Genomic DNA, 23,875 nt, shown 5'->3' on the forward strand with positions numbered 1-23,875 from the left:
GATTTTACTCACACTCCAATAGGCTGTCCTTATACTCTTAACTACATGCAGACGTATAAATTTAAAAAGAGTAAAGTGACCTATTGGTCGCTTTACTCTTTTTTAGTATCCCTCAGAATACCCGCTTCTGATTCCGGTCATCAATAATAATCTGGACGGCTTCTTTAAACCGAATCGCATGAATAATTTCCCGCTCCCGCAGGAACTTAAGGCTATCCTGCAGATCCACATCATCCGTCATATCAATCAGCCACTGGTATGTAGCCCGAGCTTTTTCCTCCGCTGCAATGTCCTCATACAAATCTGCCAGCGGGTCACCCTTAGCTTGAATATAAGCTGTTGTAAACGGTACGCCTGAGGCATTATTGTAGAACAAGGCATGATCATGTGCTGCAAAATGCGGTCCTAATCCAGCTTCCTCTAATTCGCATACCGACGCATCCTTTGTCAGCTTGTAGATCATCGTGGCAATCATTTCGAGGTGGGCGAATTCTTCTGTAGAAATATCGTTCAAAACGCCAATAACTTTATCCGGAATCGTGTATCTTTGATTCATATAGCGCAGGGCTGCGGCGAGCTCACCGTCGGCTCCTCCGTATTGCTCACTTAAATAACGCGCCATCCGGATATCACATTTACCGACCCGTACCGGATATTGCAGCTTCTTCTCATATATCCACATTCGGGAACTTCCCCTCCTCTAGAAACTTAGTTCCTTACAGTACACACTTCTTACACCTGCCAAGGCCAAGGAGCCTGATTCCATTCCCACGGACATTTCGAATAAGCGCGACCAAAATTCTGCAGCGGACCATATAATTCCTGAAATTGATTCGCTAGCTTGGTACGTTCCTGAGTCAGCTGATTAAATTGTTCAATACTTCTTAAATCATCTGGATGAGTGTTCAGATATAAGTTTAACTCCACCAAGGCAAAATCAAGAGTCTGCAGCTGTTCAAGCATTTCATAATATCGTTGATCGCAAGGGTTTGCCTCCATAGTCTACTTTCCTCCTCCTTTGCACTTAGATTCATACGGGCTGAACAGTGCTGGCCAGAGCGTGCCATACTTCAAAGCTTCCTGTAAACTAAACTGCGGAAGATCGGGTGGCTGAAAGTTAATGAACTGATTCGGTGGAACTACATATGTCTTGAATGGTACCGGTGGGCAAGGATCAAACGGGCCCCTAAACGGGGTATACCTCCGTAGCTGTGATTCCATTTTTCGTACCTCCTTTGTTCCTGTTCCTTGTTTATTACTCCCTTAGCTAACTTATGACAGCAGGACACATTATAAAACGTTATTTATAAAAAAAGCACTGGAGCAAGATTGTCATACAATTGCACAACAAATAAGCTGCCTTCGGAAAAGTGCCGAAAACAGCTTATAACTTGGATCTTATTGAATATTAAGATCTAGACTTCACTTTTTTGACGAATCTTCGTGGGTAATCTCAAGGATATCCAACATAAAAACAAAGATGGGAATGCCAAGAAGAAGTCCCCAGACACCTATATAATGCTCAGAAAACAACAACACGATAAAGGTGTAGAACATCGGCAAATTCATTTTTGTGGACATCAACTTGGGATTCAAGAAATAGCCTTCGATAAAATGTAATACCGCAATAATCGCCAGCACATAAGTGACTGTTGTCAGACCGCCGATGTTGTAGCCGATGATTAGGAGCGGAATGAGCGAAATCAAAAAACCAACCACCGGAATGAGACTGAGCAGAAAAATCAAGATCGATAAGGCAAATAAATATGGGAAGTTAAGCAGCCACAAGCCAATAATGGTAAGACAGGTGTTGAACAAGGCAATGAGAATTTGCGCTTCAATTACTTTCCCAAAGGAAACGATGAATTTTCGGCTGAAATACTCCAGATCTATATAAAACCAGGCAATTCGGCTCTCTCTCATTCTAGAAGTGAAACTGACAACCCGGTTCTTCTCCAGAATAAACACAAAACTTAGAATGGTCGATATAACGAAAGTCGCACCCCAGTTGCTAACCTTCAACACATAATCGATGCCTCTTTTGATGTAGGACTGATAGTTAAGGTCCCTGAGCATATCATACAAATACAATGTAATCTTGTTCTGCGGGAGATCTTCTGGTTTGAGATTGGTAAGGAAGATGGTTAATTGCTTAATCTGTTCCAATACTTTAGGGAGATATTTAGCAAGGGCCAGTACAATCACTGCGATTAAAGCGAGGTATAAAATGACAATAATCACCTTACTGTTAACCTTCATAAATTTACCAATTCGTTTACTAAGCAATGTCTGAAAGCTGTTCATGACAAAAGCAATCAAAAACGTCAGCAACACCAGATTAAGCATCCCTCGAATACTGAACAGCAGCAACCCGATAAGTGCGAGAATAAAAAAACGCCTGGTGGTTATATTCGCGTAGAATCGCTTCAATACATTCATAAATCTTGCTCCATTCGATTGCGATTAATATTGCTGATCATCCACTGGCTATAAAAAGGAAAACTTAGCCCCCACAAAAAAGCCGATGGAAACAAAAAGGAGTGACCAGGTTAGCGCTCCTGCAGTCGTTATGAGTATATATTTTTTGAAAGACATAGCACTGATTCCAGAGATATAGCTTGATACATGCCTCAAACCGGGAATGAAATAGGCAATGAAAATCGCCCAGTTGCCGAACCGCAAAAACCATCTTTTCATACTGGCAAAACGCTTGGGTGTAAGGCCAACCCACTTGCCGAATTTTTCTACCACAGGTTGCCCTAGTCTTAAACCAATGGTATAGCTGATAAGCATTCCTGTGATAGATCCCATGAAACAAACCAATACCGAAAGTGAAAAATCCAAAACCATAACGGAGGATAAATAGCCCACAAACAGCATTAATACCTCATCCGGTATAGGAAGTCCGATAATCCCAAGTGCCATAAGGGCAAATATGGCTAAATATCCGTACTGCGAAATGATCTCAATAATCCAAGGCATGGGTGTATCACTTCCTGTTGAAGGATTTTTTAAGTGACGGAAATGGAATACGACTGACCATCATTACAGACAGTATTGCCATTAATACGATGACCAGTCCTGGTTTCATGCGTTCATCTAGTAAAGAAATCATCGACAGAATGACTCCAGCAGCAGTAATGGGCATCCCCACGAACCCTTTGGAAGGCGCCGATAGATTAAACCTGGCCAAACGAAGTGCACCACAGATCAAAAAGAAAACTGAAGCTGCAGGTCCAATCCAGTGAGCATCTTCTAACCTGTACAATAAGATAAGGAAGGTTGGCGCTAAACCAAATGATATAATATCCGCCAATGAGTCCAATTGTTTACCGAATTCACTGGTACATTGCAGTATTCTTGCCAGTAATCCATCGAGTACATCGCAAATTGCCGCAAGCAATATCATTAATAAAGCCAGGCTGTATCGTTCTTGAATCGTGAAATACAAAGATAGTGATCCGAGCCCCAAGTTTGCAAGTGTGCACATTGAAGGCAACCAATTCAATTTCATACGATTTCACCCCTTTCATTGTAGTATTTTTGTTGATCCGTTTAACCTTCAAAGGTCACAGTAAAGCTGACGCCGTTCTCCGTATTTTTCACAGAATAAAGACAAGCGTGCATATCTAATATTCGCTTCGCAATGGAAAGCCCCAGACCTGTACCGCCCGTCATTCGACTGCGAGATGGCTCAGACCGATAGAACCGTTCCCAGATTTGCTCTAGCTGATCTTCGGGGATGGATTCTCCTATATTTTGAACAGTGAATACAATAGTCTGGGCATGACTCTCAATATTGACGGTGATAGAACTTCTTTCTTCCGCATGTCTGATAGCATTGGTCATAAAATTCAGCAGAACTTGTTCGATCCAGTTCACATCAGCATATATCGGTAATTCGTTTGCAGGAATAATGATGACCTCCAAATGTTTTTCACTCAGCAAGTGAACCAGCTTGTCCGTCACCTTTTCCGTCAGTTCACTTAACATAAAGGAAGTTTTCCGAAGTTTAATCGTGCCCGACTCCAACCGCGCTAGATCTAGCATATTTTTAACAAGAAACTCCATTTTATCTGCTTCCTCAATAATCACCTTAATGTAGTGATCCTGCTTGCCGGCGCTAACGCCGTCTTCTAGTCCCTCGGCAAAACCTTTGATAATACTGAGCGGTGTCTTCAATTCATGGGAGGCATTGGCAAAAAAGTCCTGCTGCATGATCTCCATTCTTTGTTTCTGCTCCATATCCTCAACTAGCTGCTGATTGGCCTCTCTTAACTCTCGTAAAGCAGAATCCAGACTTAGTGATAAGGTGAACATGCTATTAGAAAGACTGCCTAGCTCATCCTTCTGCCGAATCGATGTGTCCCCTGTAAAGTCCAGAGAAACCATCCGTTTGGCTATGTTGTTTAACTTAATTAGCGGACGTGTTACCATTTTCGAAAAAAAGAGAGAAAGAACCAAAATCAGAACAATGCCGCCTATTCCCAGATATAAAAAGAACCAACGCAACGCCTCGTTCGAATCCTTGACTTCCTGTAATGAGGTGACTGTGAATAGTAGTTCAATTTCTCCGGTACTTTGTTTAAGAGGTAAAATAATCACCGAATTGCGACTCCCACTCCAGGGAGCAATCCAGTCTTGCTTCTGTATTTTCAAATTCTTGAAGTCGTTTATCTGCGCCGGTGTCAAAGGAAACCATTCCTCTAGAGCTTCAAACAGTATTCCCTGGCGTGGATTCCATATTTTCAAATCAGGCAATACAATTTCTGTAACAGTACCTGAAGCGTGAATCATCCCAGTCTCTTCCGTATCCCCTATTGTTCCGGTCTCTTTTTTTGTAATACTTATAGGGTAGATTATAGCGGGTGAAGAACTGTCTTCATCCAGTAGTTCGCCTTCGATGCTGAGCTGATCATCTACTTTAATGTTCGCTGCTCTAAGCGCATCTCCGTACTGATTCATGAATAGGGATAAAGAAACAACCATACTCTTTCCGTCATCATCAATTAACTTTATATGAAATGGATCTTCCGAATTCATTTTTCCATCCAGCTTCAAAATAACCATTTGTGTTTTATTCCGCAGCATAAACCGAACGAGCTCCTGGGAGGTTCGAGTGCTTCCCCACGGCTCGCTTATATATCTTGCAGCAAAGCTCTTAAGATGTTTCTCCACGCGGTTCTCTTTTTGCTTCTGATAGAAATTGTCAAACAACAGCAATTGGCTTAGAATGACCATGCCATAAAAGCAGAGGAAAAAGATAACGGTCATCACAAACAGTTTAAATGTAATTCCCCGTCTTCTCATGCCTCTTCCTCGAACATGTACCCTGTACCAATCACCGTACGAATAAACCGAGATTCATAACCCAATTTACTTCGCAGCTTTTTAATATGACTGTCCACAACTCTAGAATCTCCTTCAAATTCAATTCCCCAGATCCGACTAAGGATCGTATCCCTTGAAATGACAATCCCTTTGTTTCGTATTAAAAGCCATAAAAGATCATATTCCTTAGGGGTAAGCTCCACTTCCGCATCTTCTACCTCTAAGCGATGAGCTAAGGTGTTAAACATCGCGGAACCAAATTTTATTATGCTGGATTCAGGCTGATGAGAGCCTTCAACACGCTTCATAAGTGCATTTGCCCGGGCTACCAGCACCTTTGGACTAAATGGCTTTGTAACATAATCATCGGCTCCTAATTCAAAGCCGTAGATTTTGTCGTCATCCGTAGACTTGGCGGTTAACAAAATGATAGGTACCGCTGATTTTTCACGAACTTCACGGCATACTTCAAAGCCATTCATAGCAGGCATCATGATATCCAAAATCAGCAGATCCGGCAGCAGTGAGTCAAACCAAACCAATGCATCTATTCCATTATCGGCTTCGAGTACTTCCCAATCATTCTGTATGAAATAATCAGACACCAGTTCACGAATACGAATTTCATCCTCAACGAGAAGAAGCTTCTTTTTCAATCTAGACCCCGCTTTCAAACCATTTATAAATATTAGCATAGTCGAACGCTATGTCCTTTATGTGTCCACAAAAAACTCCTCCTGTCATGAGCCATGCAGCTCTAGCAGGAGGAGTTCATTTTATCCCTGAACATCCGGAACAATACTTTACTATTTTCAATAGGTTATTCTTTATTTCCGTCCGGCTCTGATGGATTTTCTTCGTTCTCAACAGGGGGTTCCCGATGGATATTAATTCGAGTAATCCGCAATCTTGTCGATTCCTCGACTTCAAATATCACATCTTCTACTTTAACCCGTTTTCCTTTGGTTGGATTCCCCTCCAGCTCCTTAAACAACCAGCCACCAATGGAATCCACTTCATCATCCTCGATCACTACACCCGTAAGATCATTGACATCTTCAATCAACATCCGGCCTTCAACGGAAATATAATCTCCATTGCGTTCCACACTCGGACGCTCATCTTCGAATTCGTCATGCAGATCGCCTACGATTTCTTCCAGAATTTCTTCTGCTGTCAGTAGCCCGGCTGTACCGCCGTATTCATCGACAACTAGCGTTAGCTGAGCTTTATTCTTCTGCATAAAACGAAGCGTATGGCTAATCTCCATCGATTCCGGCACGTTAAGGATTGGTCGAACCAGCGTCGTAAGATCATTCTGCTGCTCAGGTGGAGCAAACAGCAGGTCGGTAATATGAATAAAACCAATAATACGGTCCTTGTCTTCAAAAGCAACCGGATAACGTGAATGTCTTGTTTCTGTAATAATCTTCATATTTTCTTCGAGCGAAAGATTGCTGTACAGCACATCCATATCCGTACGAGGCAACATGACTTCACGAGCGAGAAGATCAGAGAATTCAAAGATGTTATCCATCAGCTTCATCTCATCTTTATCAATGACACCACTCTTAGCACTCTGATTCATAAGAATACGAATTTCCTCTTCCGAGTGGGCTGCCTCACTCTCATTTGCGGGCTCAACACCCACTAAACGAAGCAATGCGTTCGCCGATGCATTCAGTATCCAGATAAAAGGCATAAAGAGATTATAGAAGAACATCAGCGGTGCCGAGAGTAGTAGCGCAGATCCTTCTGTTCTTTGAATCGCAAGCGATTTCGGTGCAAGCTCACCAAGTACAATATGTAAAAATGTAATAATCGAAAATCCGATAACAACAGAAACAGTAGAAATCAGAGTACCGTCGGTAATCCCCATTTTATACATTAACGGTTCAACGAGCAGCTCTGAAATGGCCGGCTCACCGACCCAGCCTAATCCCAGTGACGCGAGTGTAATCCCAAACTGGGTGGCAGATAAGTAAGAATCCAGTCTCTTATTTACCTTGAGTGCATATCCAGCCATTTTATTACCTTCACTGACAAGTTGGGTCAGACGAGACTGCCTGACCTTAACTAATGAGAACTCCGCTGCTACAAAAATACCGTTCAATAATACGAGCACCAGAACAAGCAAAAGATTAAGCATTAATCTCCCTACTTCAAATTCCGTATGCGCCACTTTAACAACGCCTCATTTCTACAGATTGATCGCTTTTCTAGTTTTGAAATCAACTTCCGGATAATACATATCCGCTACTAACAGGTTAGGTCCGCAACAACCTGCTGCATCGCAGTAACAATTCACCTTCTGGTTCAGCGGATGCTTCGTCTGCCAATCGATAAATATATCATCCAGTTTTTGGTTGTCTATGTTACCAAAGGCTGCGATATCAGCGAAATCTGTAACGAAAACATCTCCAGTAAACATATTTACGTTCACACGATTCCGACCATCCGGATCGTTACGAAGCGTAACATTCTTCTCTGCACGCATTCTACTTAGCAATTTCTGATCTTCTTCAAGGAAGCTGCAAGCAAAAAACGGAAGCGTGCCGAACAACATCCATACCTCTGGATCACGCTGGTCCAGTAACGAATGGATCGCTGTCCGCATTTCATTTAAAGATAACACTGGCAAAGCGGAAGCAAAGCTCGAATTGTACATCGGATGAACTTCATGGCGTTTTGCTCCCATGTCGAGAATCAGCTTATGAATTTCAGGCAGCTTAGTGTGGGTACGGTAATTAATCATAGTTTCCGCAGAAATTAACATACCATCCTCACTTAGTTGGCGAGAGTTCTCAATCATTGTATTATATAGCCGGTAAGCGGCTTCCTTGGCAACCGCATGACCACTGTTCGCAAAACCGACTTCATGAAAATCGTCACCGTTCACATAATTAAATGAAATATGCATAACGTCCAGATATGGAAGCAGCTTCTCATAACGGGAATACGGCATCGTCAGATTAGAATTAATTTGGGATCTGATTCCCCGCTCTTTGGCGTATTTCAACAATGGCACAATGATATTATCCACCGTTCCCGCGCGGAACATGGGCTCTCCGCCCGTAATACTAATAGTTTCTAGATGCTCAACTTCCTCTAAACGGTCTAGCATATTTTTAAGCGGTAGCATATCTCCTTCTTTGGAGGTTAGACTATCACCAACAGCACAGTGCTCACACCGCATATTGCATAAATTGGTTACAGTGAATTCCACACTCGTTAGCACATGGCGGCCATGCTTACGTAGAGAAGTGATTGGATCCCATGGATCGTAACTTGGCGACAGCTCCCTCGGTGAAGATGTTAATGGTCTTAAAACATTCATTTGCACTAGCTCCTTTAAATCTTATTCCTATTATTAACCCAAAATCATGAAGAAAGAACGATGACTTACCCTATATCATACCACGTTAGTCAAAAAAACTGCACTTATGATGTCTTTCTGGCCTTCTATACTTGCCCTACATTTCAAAAAAATAAAAGCAGCGAGACGAAAAATAGGCTTCCGACATATCTTCGGACAAGCCTAATCTTCTCTCCACGCTGCTATAAATAATCAATTTGGCGTTTCCAGAGAACCGCCTTGTTCTGCGACGTCAATAATAACAACGGAGAGGGCTTTACTAAGATTTCGTTCAAACGGTACGACTTTCTCTCCTTCAGGACCCGTAAGCACACGTACGGTGGGTCTGTGAGGCGTACTTGGATCTATTTTGACCACAACCCCGCTCTCCCCCGTACTGAGCTTCACCGTAAGCCCCAGCGGATAGATAGCTACGCGATCTCTAAACAACTCTAAATGCTTCTGCTCATATAAAGTACCGGAACCAACATAGAGGGCCTCAACGGCTTGATGTGGCAGCATAGCCTTTTTGTAGACTCTATTGGAGGTCATGGCATCGTAGGAGTCCGCTACACCCAGCCACTTGGCATATTCATGGATTTGGGGCCCTGTTAATCCGCGAGGATATCCGGAACCGTCAATGCGTTCATGATGCTGCAAGGCACAATGTGCTGCGAGCAGCGGGATATTCGGCTCCTCCTTTAGAATCTGAAACCCAATCTCGGTATGAGCCTGCATGTGGCGGAATTCTTCATCACTGAGCCTGCCGGGTTTCTGTACGATTTTTATCGGGATTTGTGTCTTCCCAATATCATGCAGCAGCGCGCCTAGCCCAATCACTCGAAGTTCCTCTTTACTATACCCGTGAGCAATACCTAGCACTAAAGTGTACAAGCAGACATTCAGGGAATGGACATATAAATAGTTATCAGCAGTGTGCATATCCATCAGCATGATCATCGGATCTTCTTGTAAAGACATATCGTCTAAAATGTTATCCATGATCTTAGAAAATTTTTTGTCCAGATGATACAGACCCTTGGTAATTCCTGAAGCCCCAGACATTTGCTGAAATTGATTACGAATCACCTTTAGGGCCTGATTGCGCGTCTCATCCTGTAGAATACCAGTAATCACAATATCGTCCGTGACAGAATCCTCTATGTAGATATAGCCGATATCAATTCTTGCAAGACGCTTGATCAATGCATCCGTAAGCTCTACCCCGTCCGCGAGTAGAGTTAGACCTTCATCATTATATATTTTTTTACCTAATTTCATGCCTGCTTGAAGCTGATTCACGGATACTAAACGCACTAAACTCACTCCTGCCTTTAACGGTAAAATGCTATTCTGTATTGAAATCCTTGGGTCACACGCTTTGTCTATACCGTTTCTATGGAAATTCAGACAGGTGTACCTTAAAGAAAATCAGATGTGTCTAGGTCTATGCCAACGGGCATTAACGCATAATAAACAACCAGAATACAGCAGCAAGAATAAATCGATAGATCGCGAAATGCGTTAATCGAATCTTTTGAATCCATTTCATAAACAAAATGACCACTAAATATGCCACTACAAAAGAAATCAGAAAACCAATTACAAAATAACCAATCGTCTCACTTGTGAAGTTTTTATACGAATCCAGCAGTTCATACCCGGAAGCCGCACACATAATAGGAATGGCTATGAGGAAGGAGAAATCCGCAGAAGCCTTATAGCTGACCCCGCTTAACATCCCCCCGGAAATAGTAGACCCGGAACGGGAGAAGCCCGGCCAAAGTACCGAAATAATCTGATACAATCCAATCGCGAGCGCCTGTCCGTAAGACAAATCATCCAGTTCGTGAGCAGTAATTCGTATTTTGCGTCTGTTCACCCATTCTGCAACAATCATTAGAATCCCTCCGGCCACAAGTGCCCAGAGTACAGTCGAAGCTCCAAAAAGACTTTTGATAAAATCGCGGGCAAAAAATGCCACAGCAAGTGCTGGGGCAATCCCGAGAATCACATGAATTAAGTTCAGACGGGATGCCGGTATAACGCCTCCTCTACCTGAACTACTACGTCCAATCCCTAGCAAATTGAGTACTCGCTTGCGGTAAACAAGTGCAATCGCCAAAATCGCCCCTAGTTGAATTACAATTTCATAAGTCTTCATAATCGAATCTTGCTCAGCGAAGCCTAATAGCTTCGTGGTCAAGATCATGTGTCCGGTCGAAGATACAGGAATAAATTCAGTGATTCCTTCGACAATTGCTAAAATAATAGCTGTAATCGTGTCCATAATGTCCTCCTATTTTTGGGAATCTAGCACTGTTAAATGGAGTCTATAAGTGTAGATTATGAGCTGTCGGCCTTATTCAGACTTAGCCTCCCAGCGAGTGAGCATGCATTCATCGAGGCTGTTTGGACGCTGTAACTCCATCCGCAAAAGATCGCGCAAAAAATGTGGCAATAGAAACAAAGCATCCTTCCCATTCGCGATCGTCTCATAGCCGGCCCTGAAAGTAAACATGTCCAGCGTACCAACATTATACTCTCTTTCATCCTCCAGTGGGTTTCCTTCGACAAAAACTGCAACACTCTTATCATACGGTATCATTAGTGGGTCGTACAAGATTTTTAATCCATCTACCGCCAAGCTGCCCAGATGATTCCCGCGGAAACCGTACCCGTAAATGACTTTACTATAAAACTCCTCTGTAAGGCTCTGTTCCAAAGCTGTGCGAATATCTATACCCTTCAGCTTAATGATGCAAGTATTGATGGGAGAAGGACAAAGTGCGTGCAGCATCCCTGTCGTAACCTCGCCTTCGGGCAATGGTCCTAGCAGCTGACCCGTGTTAACTAATGACATACTAGTTCCTGTAAATCTACGTACTGCTTGTGCCAAAAGATTGCCAAAGGGGGACTCTCCCCGTAAGTTCAAAGGAAGCTCACGGTCAGTAATCGCAGCGATCGTCTGAAGAGATTCTTGGCCATGCTTCAAATGAATAGCGACTGCAGGACCTATAACCTCCTCCTTTAGAAGGGGGTCAATAGGAATACATCCACCCGTCACTAAGCTGAAATCAGACTGAGGATCTAGTCGCTCAAATTGTAGACGCCCGAGATACCGACCGAATTTCCCAGCACCGCATACGGCAGTACCATTAATCATAATAGGCTCTTCTAACAGATGATGCGTATGTCCACCAAGAATGGCATGTACGCCCTCTAACCGTTCTGCCAGAATTTTATCCGTAGGAAGTCCGAGATGAGATAGAACGATTAAAATATCCACCTGTGGCGCTAAAAGTAGGCATTGTTCCCGGAGTGCTGTCTCAGGATCTAAAGCATCCCAGCCCAAAAGGGAATAGAACGAAGTAAATGCCGCTGTTGCTCCGGTCACTCCAATTCTAATTCCATCCTTCTCCAAAACTGCATGACGCTTCATCCAGCTTGGTGGCTCTCCTGTCGAAGACTCTACAAAATTACAGCATACTACCGGACACTGTAACCCGGAAAAAATAGATGACAACATCTCCTGAGAGAAGGTGAGCCCCTCATTATTGCCAATGGTTACAGCATCATATCCTGTTAAGTTTAATACGTCGATGTTAGCCTGACCCATAGTGCCTTCTGTCTCAACAGCTGCACGATCCATATGATCACCAATATCCAGCAGCAGTACAGGCTCTTCTCCCGCTGCAGCCCTTTGTGCGGCGATTTCCGCTGCCACCGGACTTACCATTTCAAAATGGCTATGTATATCATTGGTATGAAGTATGGTCAGTCTTTGTGGCACATGCCCCATAAGCAACATTCCTCCTACCCTTGGGCTGCTCTTTAATGAAGCAGTCGGTGCGTGATCTTATAGAGCCTAGCATAACATTTTCAGACACATTATGGTATATTGAAGACATCAGATCATACATCAGAGGAGAATAAAAATGCATATTACTATCCGACTATTCGCGGGTCTGGCTGAGACAATCGGCTCTTCTTCTCTGTCCTTCCAAGCGACTGAGATTCCCTTAACAGCTGGCAAGCTGAAGGAGCTTCTATCTGCCTCTTATCCGAATGCAGCATCCCAAATTGGGGCTTCTTTAATTGCCATTGACCGGGAGTATGCTCCTGATGATTCTATCATCACAGCGTCTTCCGAAGTCGCACTTATTCCTCCAGTTTCCGGGGGAGAGAATGGCACTATATATGAAACTACTACTGATGGTCTCTATAGCATAACGGACCAGCCTTTAAATGCAGAGAAGCTTCTAAATGCCGTTCTTGACGTCAATCACGGAGCATCCTTATTATTTATCGGCACTACACGTGAAATGACCGGAGAACAACGTACAACCGCACTTCATTATGATGCCTATATTCCTATGGCCTTAAGTAAACTAGAGGAGATTGGTAAAGAAGTGAAGAACCGCTGGAACGCAAACTGCGCCATATCTCACCGCATTGGGCTTGTAGGTTTAAAGGAAGCAAGTGTTATCATTGCCGTCTCCACACCCCATCGCAATACCTGCTACGAAGCCAGTCGCTTTGCCATTGAACGATTGAAACAGACGGTTCCCGTTTGGAAAAAAGACATTAATGAATCGGGCCAACATTGGGTGAACTCTGATCAAAAAGCTAGCGATACAATCCACAAATAATCTTTTCTCCTTTTTGATTGAAAAATCTGAACTTTGTTGATATTCTGGATAAAATCGGATAAAAGGTGGCATAGGCATTGAGAGTACACGTCTCGGATCTAAAACCTGGTAATCACCTTAACGCGGACGCGTATAGTTCTAGGGGTTTACATGTACTACCAAAAGGATCACTGCTCCAAATAAATGATATCGCCAAGCTGATGCAGCTTGGAGTTGATTATGTTGATATCGAGACGTTAGAGGAAGAGGTATCCCCCCTCAGCAGACCTTCAATCATTCAGACGGTGACCACTAGTTTTGATACCATGATTGACGGCTTCGAGTCTCTTTATATGGAAGCGTTATTAAAAGGAAGCTTCAACCAATCTGTGGTAAACGACATTCTTCAGCCTTCGCTTCAAACTTTGGACAAGCATAAAGATGTAGTGTCCCTCCTGCTTTTGCTAGATCGGGAAGATAACTATACCTACAATCATTCCCTTCAGGTGGGCATGCTCTCTTATTATATTGCGATATGGCTTGGTTATTCCAAACAAGAATGCTATGAAATTGGTCGTGCAGGCTATTTGATTGATATTGGAAAATGCCGAATTTCACCCTCTCTCTTGAATAAACCAGGGAAGCTAACGCCAGATGAGTTCGAGGAAATTAAACTACATACTAAGTACGGCTACGAAATTATACGTAATTCCATGGACGATTCTTACACAGCTTTGGCTGCTCTCCAACATCATGAGCGTGAGGACGGCTCTGGCTATCCGAGCGGTCTAACCAAAACTGATATTCATCCTTATGCACAAATTGCAGCTGTAGCTGACATTTATAGTGCGATGACTTCTAAACGAGTCTATCAGTCGAAGCAGGAGCTTATTTCCGTCCTGCGTGAAATAAACAATCTAAGTTTCGGCAAACTGAACGCTAAAACCGTTCAAGCCTTTATCCAGCATTTAATGCCCAACTTCATCGGCAAGCGTGTGTTGCTAAACACAGGTGATATTGGCGTAATTATTATGAACAATCTGGTCGATATTTTCCGACCACTGGTAAAGGTTGACGGAATGTTCGTGGATCTTTCCCGCGAACGGAACGTTGCCATTGTAGAAATTTACATGGACTAGGGCGCTTCGCCCTTCCCAAACCCTTTCTTCAAAGGGAGGGCCCCTAGGGTTCCGATCTCTGGACAACCAGAAGTTTAGTGTAAACTTGTGGCGGTGGTGGATAGAAGGAACGCCTTGTGTAACCTCGCTTTGAGGCTCCTTCTTTGCTTCGCAAGAATCGGGGCCTCAAAGCTATCTTTCGAAATCCATGATCCTTCGTTTTCTTTCGGGGGATTTTTTCTGTTGTATTATGTGCAACAGAATTCTTGTACGTAGAGCTGGATTGTAGTTCTGTTGTATTTTGTGCAATCAAAAATAAAGAAAACGTCTTTTATAAGCATATTTTCCTAATACTGTTGCACAAAGTGCAGTAGATGTTATTTTATGAGTGGATAAGGTGCTTTCTATTGTAAATAATGCAATAGAAAGCTCCGAATCCAGGTTCCTAATTCCTTACCTTCTTTAATCTGTACCTACCTAAATTCTTCCTTCCTACAAATCCCCAACAGATCCTCCCATTGCCCATAACCCTTAGTCAGTTGTACCCCTCCTATCATTAATCTCTTGATGATTGAATTACTAATTTCTTGGCGAGACTAATATGTGGTTTAAATATTTCCAGGAGGTAAAAAGTATGCTTCCAGTCCATGAACGTCTTGCCGAGCTGTTCACTCTAAGTCGTCTACGCCAGCTTACAGCCTCCGAAGAAACGGAACAACAGCAATGCCTACAGGTGAATGCCACTTACTGTTGGGAGATGGCACGACTACAGAATGAAATACTGTTAGCGGAACAAACAACGGATACACAGTGGCATCAGGATATTTGTGCCCAAATGTTTGAGCTACGTATAACGGGTAGATTACCTAAACGCCCGAAATAATTGGACGTACGATATAAAACAGCCCACTCCTCATTTGCTTTCGCAAGGGGAATGGGCTGTTGTTCTTTGCTATAGAAAGCGGAACTGCGCTTCTATTAATCCGTTATACACACCATCACGTGATGTCAGTTCTCGGTGGGTTCCTTCTTCTTTAATCTCACCATGGTCCAGAACGACTATTTTATCCGCATGGCGAATGGTAGATAGTCTATGAGCGACGATAAAGGAGGTCCGGCCCTGAAGTAAGATTTTGAGTGCCTCTTGAATCTTCAGCTCCGTCTCTGTATCAATACTTGCCGTAGCTTCATCAAGGATCAGAATCCGTGGATTCGCCAATAGTGCGCGGGCAAAGGAGAGCAGCTGACGCTGTCCCATGGACAAGGCACTACCACGCTCTTCTACCTCTGTCTCATACCCTCCATGAAGCTTCATAATAAAGTCATGGGCATCTACTGCTTTCGCGGCATTTTCCACTTCTTCATCGGTAGCATCCAGTCGACCAAATCGGATATTATCGCGAATCGTTCCTGAGAAAATGAAGGTGTCCTGCAGCACGATTCCGATCTGCCTTCTCAGACTATCTAGAGTAACTTCACGGATATCTTCACCGTCAATCGTAATTCTTCCGCTCTTAATATCATAGAACCGGCCAATCAGGTTAATAATCGTACTTTTCCCCGAGCCAGTATGACCCACCAGCGCGATCGATTGCCCAGCTTTTACATCCAGATCGATGCCCTTTAAAGCCGCCCGACCTTTTTCATATTCAAAAACAACCTTATTAAAGTTAATATCTCCACGAATCGTTCCTAGTGGTTTAGCCCCTGGATTATCTTGAACCGAAGGCTGCTCATCCAAATATTCAAAGATCCGTTCTGAGGAGGCCATCGCTACCAGCAGCTGGTTATACATCTGCCCCAGACGGTTGATCGGGTCCCAGAAGTTGCTGACATAAGAACTGAACGCTACCAGCAAACCGACAGTAAGCTCGCCAGATTGGATGAGATACGCCCCTAACCAAAAGAGGATCATCGTTCCAAAACCACCAGTGATCTCGATCATCGGCCCGAAAGCTTGGTTCATCGCAGATGCTTTATTCCAGGACTTTTTACTATCTGTATTCATAAAATCGAAATAATTCATGTTTTCACGTTCTTGTGTATAGGCCTGTGTGACTCTGATCCCCTGAATCGATTCGTTCAAGTGAGAATTAATTCTAGAGTTCTTCATCCGCACATCCTGCCAAGCGATCCGAATCTTCTGCCGTAGCTTAGTAGAAATAAAGAACATGATCGGAACCGTAACCATTACTGCAAGACCAAGTTTCCAGTTGATCAATAACAGAATAATGGTAATCCCTAAAAGCTGTACACAGTCAATCATCAGATTGACTACCCCGTTCGTGAACAAATCCTGCAGTGAGTTGATATCATTCGTCACACGTACTAATACCGAACCTGCTGGGCGTTTATCGAAGAAGTTAAAAGAGAGCTTCTGAATATGCTTGAACAAGTCAGAACGCAAGTCATAAATGACTCTTTGTCCAATGATGTTCGTGTACTTAATCCGGTACACACCTGCAATCCATTGAATGAGATATAAGACAATGACACCTGCCGTAAGCGAATAAAGAAGTGTTAAGCTTGGATTCCCAACCTTAGGCGCTATAGCACGGTCGATAGCTAAACTTGTCAAGAAAGGAACGGTCAGCTTCGTAATGGTTCCCAGAATCATCATGATAGAAACCAGTGGAAGCATCTGTTTGGCGTAAGGCTTCATATAGCTGAATAATCTGGTGAACTGCTTCCAGTCAAACGCTTTGTCGATCACATCATCATCTTTGTACACGAAACGTTCGTCAAGTGTCTTCTGCTCGGCTGCTTTACGCTTTGCTCCCGAAGCGGTGTTCTGTTTGGCTTCAAGTTTCATATGCCTCACTCCTCCCCTCTTCCGGTAGCTCTGGCCAGATAGTCAGCATATTGTATCCGGTATACATCTTGGTATGGACCCGGAACTTCAATTAGCTCCTGATGAGTACCACGCTGCTGAACATGACCTTCGTTCATAACAATGATCTGATCCGCATGTCGCAAGGAGGATATCCGATGGGCAATTATAAGTGTTGTACGCCCATTCATGACCTCCTGGAATCCCGCTTGAATCTCATGTTCCGTTTCCATATCGACCGCACTGGTCGCATCGTCGAGGATGAGGATACGCGGATTCTTAAGCAGGGCTCTTGCGATCGCAATCCGCTGCTTTTGTCCGCCAGAGAGACCCATCCCGCGTTCACCCACTACAGTGTCATATCCGTCTGCCATCTCCATAATGAAATCATGCGCCTTTGCCAGCTGTGCAGCACGGATAATCTCCTCCATGCTTACATTTTTCAAGCCATACGAAATATTGTTGCGGATGGATGAGGAGAACAGGAATGTTTCCTGGAATACGGTGGCAATCTGTGACCGCAGGCTGCGCACACTGTACTCTCTAATATCAATGCCATCCAGCGTAATACTCCCTTCATTGACATCATAAGCACGCATCATCAGTTGAGTAATAGTGGATTTACCTGAACCTGTGCCTCCAAGAAATCCGATAATTTCACCTGATTTAGCTTCAAAATGGATGTCAGTAACAGCAGGCATTTTGTTCCCGTACGCAAAGGTGACATGATTAAAGGCAACGTCCCCCTTAACCTCGGAAGGCACCAGTTCACGGGCATCCTCTTTATCCTTGACATCAATTTTTTGATTAAGTACTTCAAGTACACGTTCTCCCGAAGCTTTGGACTGTGTATAGTTATTAATATGAAAGCCTAGACCCCATACCGGTCCAATGATGTACCAAATCAAACTGAAGAAGGCAACCAATTCACCTAGTGACATTTTCCCGTTAATGACGAGTGTACCACCTACGCCTAACAGGATAGCTATACTTACCGATGCTAAAAGCTCCATGACAGGAAAAAACTTACTCCAGAGCTCAGCGGCAAAAATCTGATTATTCTTATAACGTTCATTACGGTGTGAGAACTTTTCAACTTCGTGAGCCTCTCTAGCAAACGATTTGACAGTTCGCACACCCGTGATATTCTCCTGTACAGCCGTTGTCAGAGAACTCAGCGCAAGGCGCATCTCTTGGAAGGCCGGATGAATCTTGGACTCAAATCTTAAAGCTACTGCTGCCAGAAATGGCATAGTAATCAAAGTAACCAATGTTAGCTGCCAATTAATGGTGAACATCATGATAGAACCAAAGAGCACCATAAAAAACACATTTAGCAACTGAGCAAAACCAAAACCGATAAAGTTCCGAATCGCTTCCAAATCCCCGGTCAGCCGGGACATCAGATCTCCTGTTTTCGCGGTATCATAATAACGGAAAGATAGAAATTGTAATTTCTCATAACAAGCGTTACGTAGCCGATATGCTAGAAAATTACCTAACCGCCCTCCAAAAAAACCATGTGCAAATTGCAGGCATGCTTTTACGATTACTACAGCTAACACACTGAGAGCCAACACGGGCACCTCTTTAAACTTGAGTGGAACAATTACTTCATCGATGAGCTTCCTTAACAAATTCGGGGTAATTAGCCCCACTGCAGTTGCGGCGGCCAAGCATACAATCGAAAGAATCAAATAATGTAGCTTCTCTCGGTAATAGCCTCGCAGTTGCCTGAGAACATCCATATCTCTCCTCCTTAAAGCTTTACGAAGTAAAGCTGCTTCGTAAGCATAGACTTAGCTTAGCTTTACAAAATAAAGCTATTTTTTAGCGCTTTCAATTTTAGTGACTTTAAGCAGTGTATCATCCCTAATTTAAAGCGGCAAAGGGTAGAATTGAGCGTTTATCCTGTTATTTCGGAAAAAAGACCCATATATAGGTGATAAACGACCATCATTGTCTTAAAATACTCGAGTTTCCTCCTTAATGCTGTTGAATTAAGAAACATCATGATCCTTGATGTGATCGCCCCCTCCAAAATAAACTTTTATCAAGCTTTTTTGCATAAAATTTGGATTTAACCCTCTAGAATGAAAACCCCACTTCAATTTCCAATAAAAAATACGTATTCGAGTGACTTGAGCATAAAAGCATCAAGATCACTGCGAATACGTATTTTGTATTACTTATTAGAATGAAGCCGGAACCTTGAAGATCAAGGTTAACCGATACTTCCTTCCATTTCGAATTTTATCAAACGGTTCATTTCGACCGCATATTCCATCGGCAGTTCTTTGGTGAACGGCTCGATGAAGCCCATAACGATCATTTGAGTTGCCTCAGCTTCTGTTAGGCCGCGGCTCATTAGATAGAACAGCTGCTCCTCAGAAACTTTGGATACCGTTGCTTCGTGCTCAAGCACGATGTTATCGTTCATGATTTCATTGTAAGGAATCGTATCCGAAGTGGATTCGTTATCCAAAATGAGCGTATCACATTTGATGTTCGATTTCGCACCTTCTGCCTGACGGCCAAAGGAAGCAAGACCACGATAAGTTACTTTACCACCGTGCTTACTGATCGATTTCGATACAATGGTGGATGTTGTGTCTGGAGCCAAATGGATCATCTTGGCACCCGCATCCTGATGCTGGCCTTTACCCGCTACCGCGATGGACAGTACTGAACCTTTAGCTCCACGGCCTTTAAGAACAACCGCAGGGTATTTCATAGTCAGCTTGGAACCGATGTTGCCATCGACCCATTCCATCGTTGCATTCTCTTCTGCAACCGCACGTTTAGTAACGAGGTTGTAGATGTTTGGAGCCCAGTTCTGAATCGTAGTATAACGAACGCGTGAGTTCTTCATACACAAGATTTCAACAACTGCACTGTGCAGAGAATTCGTGCTGTAGATTGGCGCTGTACAGCCTTCTACATAATGCACGAAGCTATCTTCGTCAGCGAGGATCAAGGTACGCTCAAATTGTCCCATGTTCTCGGAGTTAATACGGAAGTAAGCCTGCAAAGGAACTTCACATTTCACACCTTTAGGAACGTAGATGAAGCTTCCGCCTGACCAAACTGCACTGTTAAGTGCTGCAAATTTATTATCGGTTGGAGGGATGATCGTCCCGAAGAACTTCTTAAGAAGTTCTGGATGTTCACGCAGTGCAGTATCGGTATCTGTAAAAATAACCCCTTGATCTTCAAGGCTCTTCTGCATGCTGTGGTATACAACCTCAGATTCATATTGTGCCGATACGCCGGCGAGGAACTTCTGTTCCGCTTCAGGAATACCCAGCTTATCAAAGGTTTCCTTGATTTCGGAAGGAACTTCTTCCCAAGTCTTCCCTTGTTTCTCGGAAGGTCTTACATAATATTGAATATCCTCAAAATCTAAATCATCCATATTGCCGCCCCATGTAGGCATCGGCATTTTACGGAACTGTTCAAGGGATTTTAAGCGGAAATCAAGCATCCACTGTGGTTCATTTTTGATTGCTGAAATTTCTTTAACAATTTCGGCCGTCAAACCTTTACCAGACTGGAATATCGACTTATGCTCATCACGGAACCCGTATTGGTACTCTTCCATATCAGGCGCTTTCTTAGCCATGGTGTCAGCCTCCTTGTTCTACTGTTATTTATGTTGCTCTTCTTCGTCAATTCCTTTACGAAGCGCGTTCCAAGCCAGTGTTGCACATTTGATCCGCGCAGGGAATTTATTCACACCCGATAGGGCTTCAATGTCTTCATAATCTCCAAAATCCACGTCTTCACCCTTCATCAGTAAGGAGAAGTTATCAGCTAGTTCAAGTGCTCGTTCAACCGTTTGACCTTTGATCGCCTCAGTCATCATCGAAGCCGATGACATACTGATCGAGCAACCTTCACCGTTATAACGGGCATCCTTGACGATTCCATCCTCTACCTTAAGCTGAAGTGTAATACGGTCACCACAAGTTGGGTTATTCAGTTCAATTTTCAGAGCATCATCTTCAAATGAACCACGATTCCTAGGACTTTTATAATGATCCATAATTACGCGTCTGTACAAGTCATCCAAGTTCATAGCCGAAGTACTCCTTTGTCTTGATTAAAGCGTCCACCAGTCGATCTACATCCTGCTCGGTGTTATACAGGTAAAAGCTCGCACGTGCTGTTGAGCTGGCTTCCAGCCAGCGCATCAGCGGCTGACAGCAGTGATGACCAGCACGGATAGCAATTCCCTCCGCATCTAGTACTGTAGCGACATCATGCGGGTGAACGTCACCCAGATTAAAAGTCACAACGCCAACTTCACGATTGCGCGGACCATAAATGGTCAAGCCATCAATTTCAGATAAACGCTGTTCTGCGTATGCGGCAAGCTGCTTCTCATGGCTGTGAATCTCATCCATGCCGATTTCTTGTAAGAAATCTACGGCTGCACCTAATCCAACAGCTCCTGCAATGATCGGCGTACCGCCCTCAAACTTCCAAGGAAGTTCTTTCCATGTCGATTCATAGAGACCCACATCATCGATCATTTCGCCACCGAACTCAATAGGTTCCATGGCTTCAAGGAGTGCTCTTTTCCCGTACAAAGCCCCAATTCCAGTCGGTGCTAGCATTTTATGTCCGGAAAGTGCATAGAAATCACAATCCAGATCCTGCATATCGACCTTCACATGAGGTGTGCTCTGTGCGCCGTCTACGACAATTACCGCACCGTTTCGATGAGCAATCGCTGCAAGCTCTTTAATCGGATGAGTTACTCCCATAACATTAGACACATAAGCGATAGCAACGATCTTGGTTTTATCCGTAATCGTCTTCTCAGCATCTTCAAGCGTAATCGTTCCGTCAGGTTGCAACGGTATATATTTTAAAGTAGCACCTGTCTTCTTAGCTAGCTGCTGCCAGGGGATCAAATTACTATGATGCTCCATCAGGGTGATGACAATTTCATCGCCTTCACCCACTGCAGATGGCCCGTAAGAAGAGGCAACAAGATTTAGGGCAGTGGTTGTGCCGCGCGTAAAGATGATTTCTTTAGTGCTGCGGGCGTTAATAAACTTAGCTAGCTTCTCCCGGGCTCCCTCGTAGGCATCTGTTGCACGGCTGCCTAGAGTATGGACGCCACGGTGTACGTTGGCGTTATCCCACTCATAATACGACTTGACCGCCTCAATCACTTGACGAGGCTTCTGTGAAGTAGCAGCACTGTCAAGATAGACCAGTGGATGGCCGTTCACATTCTGGTTCAGTATGGGAAATTGCTCCCGGATGGCGTTGCTAATCATTGACCTAACTTCCTTTCCACAAGAGATTGGAGCTGATTGCGCAGTCCCTCTAGTGGAATTTGCGACACAACAGGAGCCAAGAAGCCATAGATGATCAGAGTTTCTGCATCATGCCGTGTAATTCCGCGGGACATCAGGTAAAAGACTTGCTCGTGATTGACCTGTCCTACGGAAGCGGCATGGCCTGCTGTAACATCATCTTCATCGATCAGCAGGATCGGATTGGCGTCACCACGGGCTTTTGGACTCAGCATCAATACTTTCTCTGTTTGCTGACCGTCGGCTCTTGTAGCACCTTTCTCGATCTTGGTAATTCCGTTGATGATAGAAGTAGCATTATCACGCATAACCGCACGAGTGATCATGTCACTTGGGGTATTTTTGCCGAAATGCTGAGCTTGAGTAGTGTAATTCAGTTTCTGTGATCCCGTACCTACAGCAATTACTTTAGCATCCGAGCTAGAGCCATTACCTTTGAGCACAGATTTGGTATCACTTGCTGTATCACCATAGTTCATCTCTCCAACAATCCATTCGATCGTTCCGTCATTCTCAACAACAGCGCGGCGGTAAGTCACATCTGTTGTATCCACGCCCAGCTGATGCACTGTAGCATAACGTACTTTAGCACCTGCACCCACGAATACTTCTACAGCACCATTGTGCAAGCCAGCTTCCTCTTTATCCGACACGTAGTTGTCTACGTATGTCAGGGAGCTGTTAGTATCCGCTACAATCAGAATGTGAGGAACAAATGAAGCTTCCGCATCATCTGTTAACAGCACCGCCTGAAGTGGAGTTTCAACCACTACATTCTTAGGAACATAGAGGAATACTCCCCCGTTCCATAGTGCTGCATGAAGCGCAGCGATAGAATGCTCGTCAGGCTGAATCGCCTTATGAAGGTAACGTTGTACCAAATCTCCGTGCTCTTTAACAGCCGTTTGCAGATCGGTAAAAATAACACCTTGTGCTGCAAGTTCAGGAGCTAGTCGTGTATATACTGCACCAGAGTTACGTTGAATAATCAGACTGCCTTCTTCCTGATCCTTGATCAAGGAGGAAATGGAAGCAGGTGCATCCTTCAGTGAAGCAATGGTTTCGCTTGCTTTGTAGCTACCATAATTATTCACATTCCAACGATCAATCCGTGTCTTCTCTAATTTAGGCAGTGTCAGAGTAGCTGCCAGTTCAAGTGCTTTCAAGCGGCTTTCTTTCAGCCAACCCGGTTCGCCGCTACTATGCGATAATTCGCTCAAGCGCTCGGCATCCACCGGAAGAATGGTCTGTGTCGTCATAAGTGTTCTCCTCCTTCCTGG

Annotated in this window: 22 protein-coding genes; 3 read left to right on the forward strand and 19 right to left on the reverse strand. The window is 43.9% G+C overall.

Annotation, left to right across the window (positions count from 1 at the left end; genetic code table 11):
• Positions 1 to 112: 112 nt before the first annotated feature.
• The 13 genes from NSQ29_RS18560 to NSQ29_RS18620 all read right to left on the reverse strand — a co-directional run bounded on the left by NSQ29_RS18560 (position 113) and on the right by NSQ29_RS18620 (position 12,488).
• A complete protein-coding gene (locus NSQ29_RS18560; protein WP_042186391.1) occupies positions 113 to 682 on the reverse strand; it encodes a manganese catalase family protein in 570 nt (189 codons plus the stop codon).
• A 50-nt stretch (positions 683 to 732) separates the two neighbouring features.
• The gene (locus NSQ29_RS18565) at positions 733 to 999 is read right to left on the reverse strand and encodes a spore coat protein CotJB (protein ID WP_042186389.1); all 267 of its coding nucleotides are present in this window, start codon (positions 997 to 999) and stop codon (positions 733 to 735) included.
• Positions 1,000 to 1,002: 3 nt separating this feature from the next.
• Positions 1,003 to 1,221: a spore coat associated protein CotJA gene (locus NSQ29_RS18570; protein WP_042186387.1), complete on the reverse strand. Its 219-nt coding sequence runs from the start codon at positions 1,219 to 1,221 to the stop codon at positions 1,003 to 1,005.
• A gap of 201 nt (positions 1,222 to 1,422) precedes the next feature.
• Positions 1,423 to 2,439 (reverse strand): AI-2E family transporter, encoded by a 1,017-nt coding sequence (locus tag NSQ29_RS18575; protein WP_042186385.1) that lies wholly within the window; start codon positions 2,437 to 2,439, stop codon positions 1,423 to 1,425.
• 48 nt (positions 2,440 to 2,487) lie between these two features.
• Complete coding sequence (locus NSQ29_RS18580) at positions 2,488 to 2,982, reverse strand: DedA family protein (RefSeq protein ID WP_341125811.1); 495 nt, start codon at positions 2,980 to 2,982, stop codon at positions 2,488 to 2,490.
• Between the two features lie 7 nt (positions 2,983 to 2,989).
• Positions 2,990 to 3,514 (reverse strand): CDP-diacylglycerol--serine O-phosphatidyltransferase, encoded by a 525-nt coding sequence (pssA, locus tag NSQ29_RS18585; RefSeq protein WP_149645893.1) that lies wholly within the window; start codon positions 3,512 to 3,514, stop codon positions 2,990 to 2,992.
• A 41-nt stretch (positions 3,515 to 3,555) separates the two neighbouring features.
• Positions 3,556 to 5,310: a sensor histidine kinase gene (locus NSQ29_RS18590; RefSeq protein ID WP_339801989.1), complete on the reverse strand. Its 1,755-nt coding sequence runs from the start codon at positions 5,308 to 5,310 to the stop codon at positions 3,556 to 3,558.
• The gene (locus NSQ29_RS18595; protein ID WP_060624606.1) at positions 5,307 to 5,987 is read right to left on the reverse strand and encodes a response regulator transcription factor; all 681 of its coding nucleotides are present in this window, start codon (positions 5,985 to 5,987) and stop codon (positions 5,307 to 5,309) included. Before NSQ29_RS18595 ends, NSQ29_RS18590 begins: the two co-directional genes overlap by 4 nt.
• Positions 5,988 to 6,151: 164 nt before the next feature.
• Positions 6,152 to 7,480, reverse strand: coding sequence for a hemolysin family protein (locus tag NSQ29_RS18600; RefSeq protein WP_339248482.1), 1,329 nt, complete (start codon positions 7,478 to 7,480; stop codon positions 6,152 to 6,154).
• Between the two features lie 51 nt (positions 7,481 to 7,531).
• Positions 7,532 to 8,668 carry a radical SAM/CxCxxxxC motif protein YfkAB gene (gene yfkAB / locus NSQ29_RS18605; RefSeq protein ID WP_149645890.1) on the reverse strand — a complete coding sequence of 379 codons (1,137 nt, stop codon included), beginning with the start codon at positions 8,666 to 8,668 and terminating at the stop codon, positions 7,532 to 7,534.
• A 231-nt stretch (positions 8,669 to 8,899) separates the two neighbouring features.
• On the reverse strand, positions 8,900 to 10,003 hold the full coding sequence (locus NSQ29_RS18610) for an HD-GYP domain-containing protein (RefSeq protein WP_341125812.1): 1,104 nt from the start codon (positions 10,001 to 10,003) through the stop codon (positions 8,900 to 8,902).
• Between the two features lie 145 nt (positions 10,004 to 10,148).
• Positions 10,149 to 10,976 (reverse strand): undecaprenyl-diphosphate phosphatase, encoded by an 828-nt coding sequence (locus NSQ29_RS18615; RefSeq protein ID WP_341125813.1) that lies wholly within the window; start codon positions 10,974 to 10,976, stop codon positions 10,149 to 10,151.
• Between the two features lie 72 nt (positions 10,977 to 11,048).
• Positions 11,049 to 12,488 carry a bifunctional metallophosphatase/5'-nucleotidase gene (locus tag NSQ29_RS18620; RefSeq protein ID WP_339269890.1) on the reverse strand — a complete coding sequence of 480 codons (1,440 nt, stop codon included), beginning with the start codon at positions 12,486 to 12,488 and terminating at the stop codon, positions 11,049 to 11,051.
• Between the two features lie 136 nt (positions 12,489 to 12,624).
• Between NSQ29_RS18620 and NSQ29_RS18625 the strand changes: the two genes are divergently transcribed.
• The 3 genes from NSQ29_RS18625 (at position 12,625) to NSQ29_RS18635 (ending at position 15,318) form a co-directional block, all read left to right on the forward strand.
• Entirely contained in the window at positions 12,625 to 13,338 is a 714-nt protein-coding gene (locus tag NSQ29_RS18625; protein ID WP_341125814.1) for a molybdenum cofactor biosynthesis protein, read from the forward strand.
• A gap of 77 nt (positions 13,339 to 13,415) precedes the next feature.
• Positions 13,416 to 14,456 carry an HD-GYP domain-containing protein gene (locus tag NSQ29_RS18630; protein ID WP_339246409.1) on the forward strand — a complete coding sequence of 347 codons (1,041 nt, stop codon included), beginning with the start codon at positions 13,416 to 13,418 and terminating at the stop codon, positions 14,454 to 14,456.
• A 613-nt stretch (positions 14,457 to 15,069) separates the two neighbouring features.
• Positions 15,070 to 15,318, forward strand: coding sequence for a DUF7667 family protein (locus NSQ29_RS18635; protein ID WP_042186363.1), 249 nt, complete (start codon positions 15,070 to 15,072; stop codon positions 15,316 to 15,318).
• Between the two features lie 69 nt (positions 15,319 to 15,387).
• On the opposite strand, the gene NSQ29_RS18640 is transcribed toward NSQ29_RS18635, so the two are convergent.
• From NSQ29_RS18640 to sufD, 6 genes are all read right to left on the reverse strand, one after another.
• Positions 15,388 to 17,247, reverse strand: a complete 1,860-nt coding sequence (locus NSQ29_RS18640; protein WP_341125815.1) for an ABC transporter ATP-binding protein — start codon at positions 17,245 to 17,247, stop codon at positions 15,388 to 15,390.
• Positions 17,248 to 17,252: 5 nt separating this feature from the next.
• Positions 17,253 to 19,013, reverse strand: coding sequence for an ABC transporter ATP-binding protein (locus NSQ29_RS18645; protein WP_042186359.1), 1,761 nt, complete (start codon positions 19,011 to 19,013; stop codon positions 17,253 to 17,255).
• Between the two features lie 476 nt (positions 19,014 to 19,489).
• Positions 19,490 to 20,887, reverse strand: a complete 1,398-nt coding sequence (gene sufB / locus NSQ29_RS18650; RefSeq protein WP_042186357.1) for a Fe-S cluster assembly protein SufB — start codon at positions 20,885 to 20,887, stop codon at positions 19,490 to 19,492.
• 24 nt (positions 20,888 to 20,911) lie between these two features.
• The gene (gene sufU / locus NSQ29_RS18655) at positions 20,912 to 21,343 is read right to left on the reverse strand and encodes a Fe-S cluster assembly sulfur transfer protein SufU (RefSeq protein ID WP_036684339.1); all 432 of its coding nucleotides are present in this window, start codon (positions 21,341 to 21,343) and stop codon (positions 20,912 to 20,914) included.
• Positions 21,330 to 22,556, reverse strand: a complete 1,227-nt coding sequence (locus NSQ29_RS18660) for a cysteine desulfurase (RefSeq protein WP_076284184.1) — start codon at positions 22,554 to 22,556, stop codon at positions 21,330 to 21,332. Before NSQ29_RS18660 ends, sufU begins: the two co-directional genes overlap by 14 nt.
• Positions 22,553 to 23,854, reverse strand: a complete 1,302-nt coding sequence (gene sufD, locus NSQ29_RS18665; RefSeq protein WP_042186353.1) for a Fe-S cluster assembly protein SufD — start codon at positions 23,852 to 23,854, stop codon at positions 22,553 to 22,555. Before sufD ends, NSQ29_RS18660 begins: the two co-directional genes overlap by 4 nt.
• Positions 23,855 to 23,875 lie beyond the last annotated feature (21 nt).

It is taken from the genome of Paenibacillus sp. FSL F4-0236, assembly GCF_038000135.1.
Lineage (GTDB): Bacteria > Bacillota > Bacilli > Paenibacillales > Paenibacillaceae > Paenibacillus_AQ.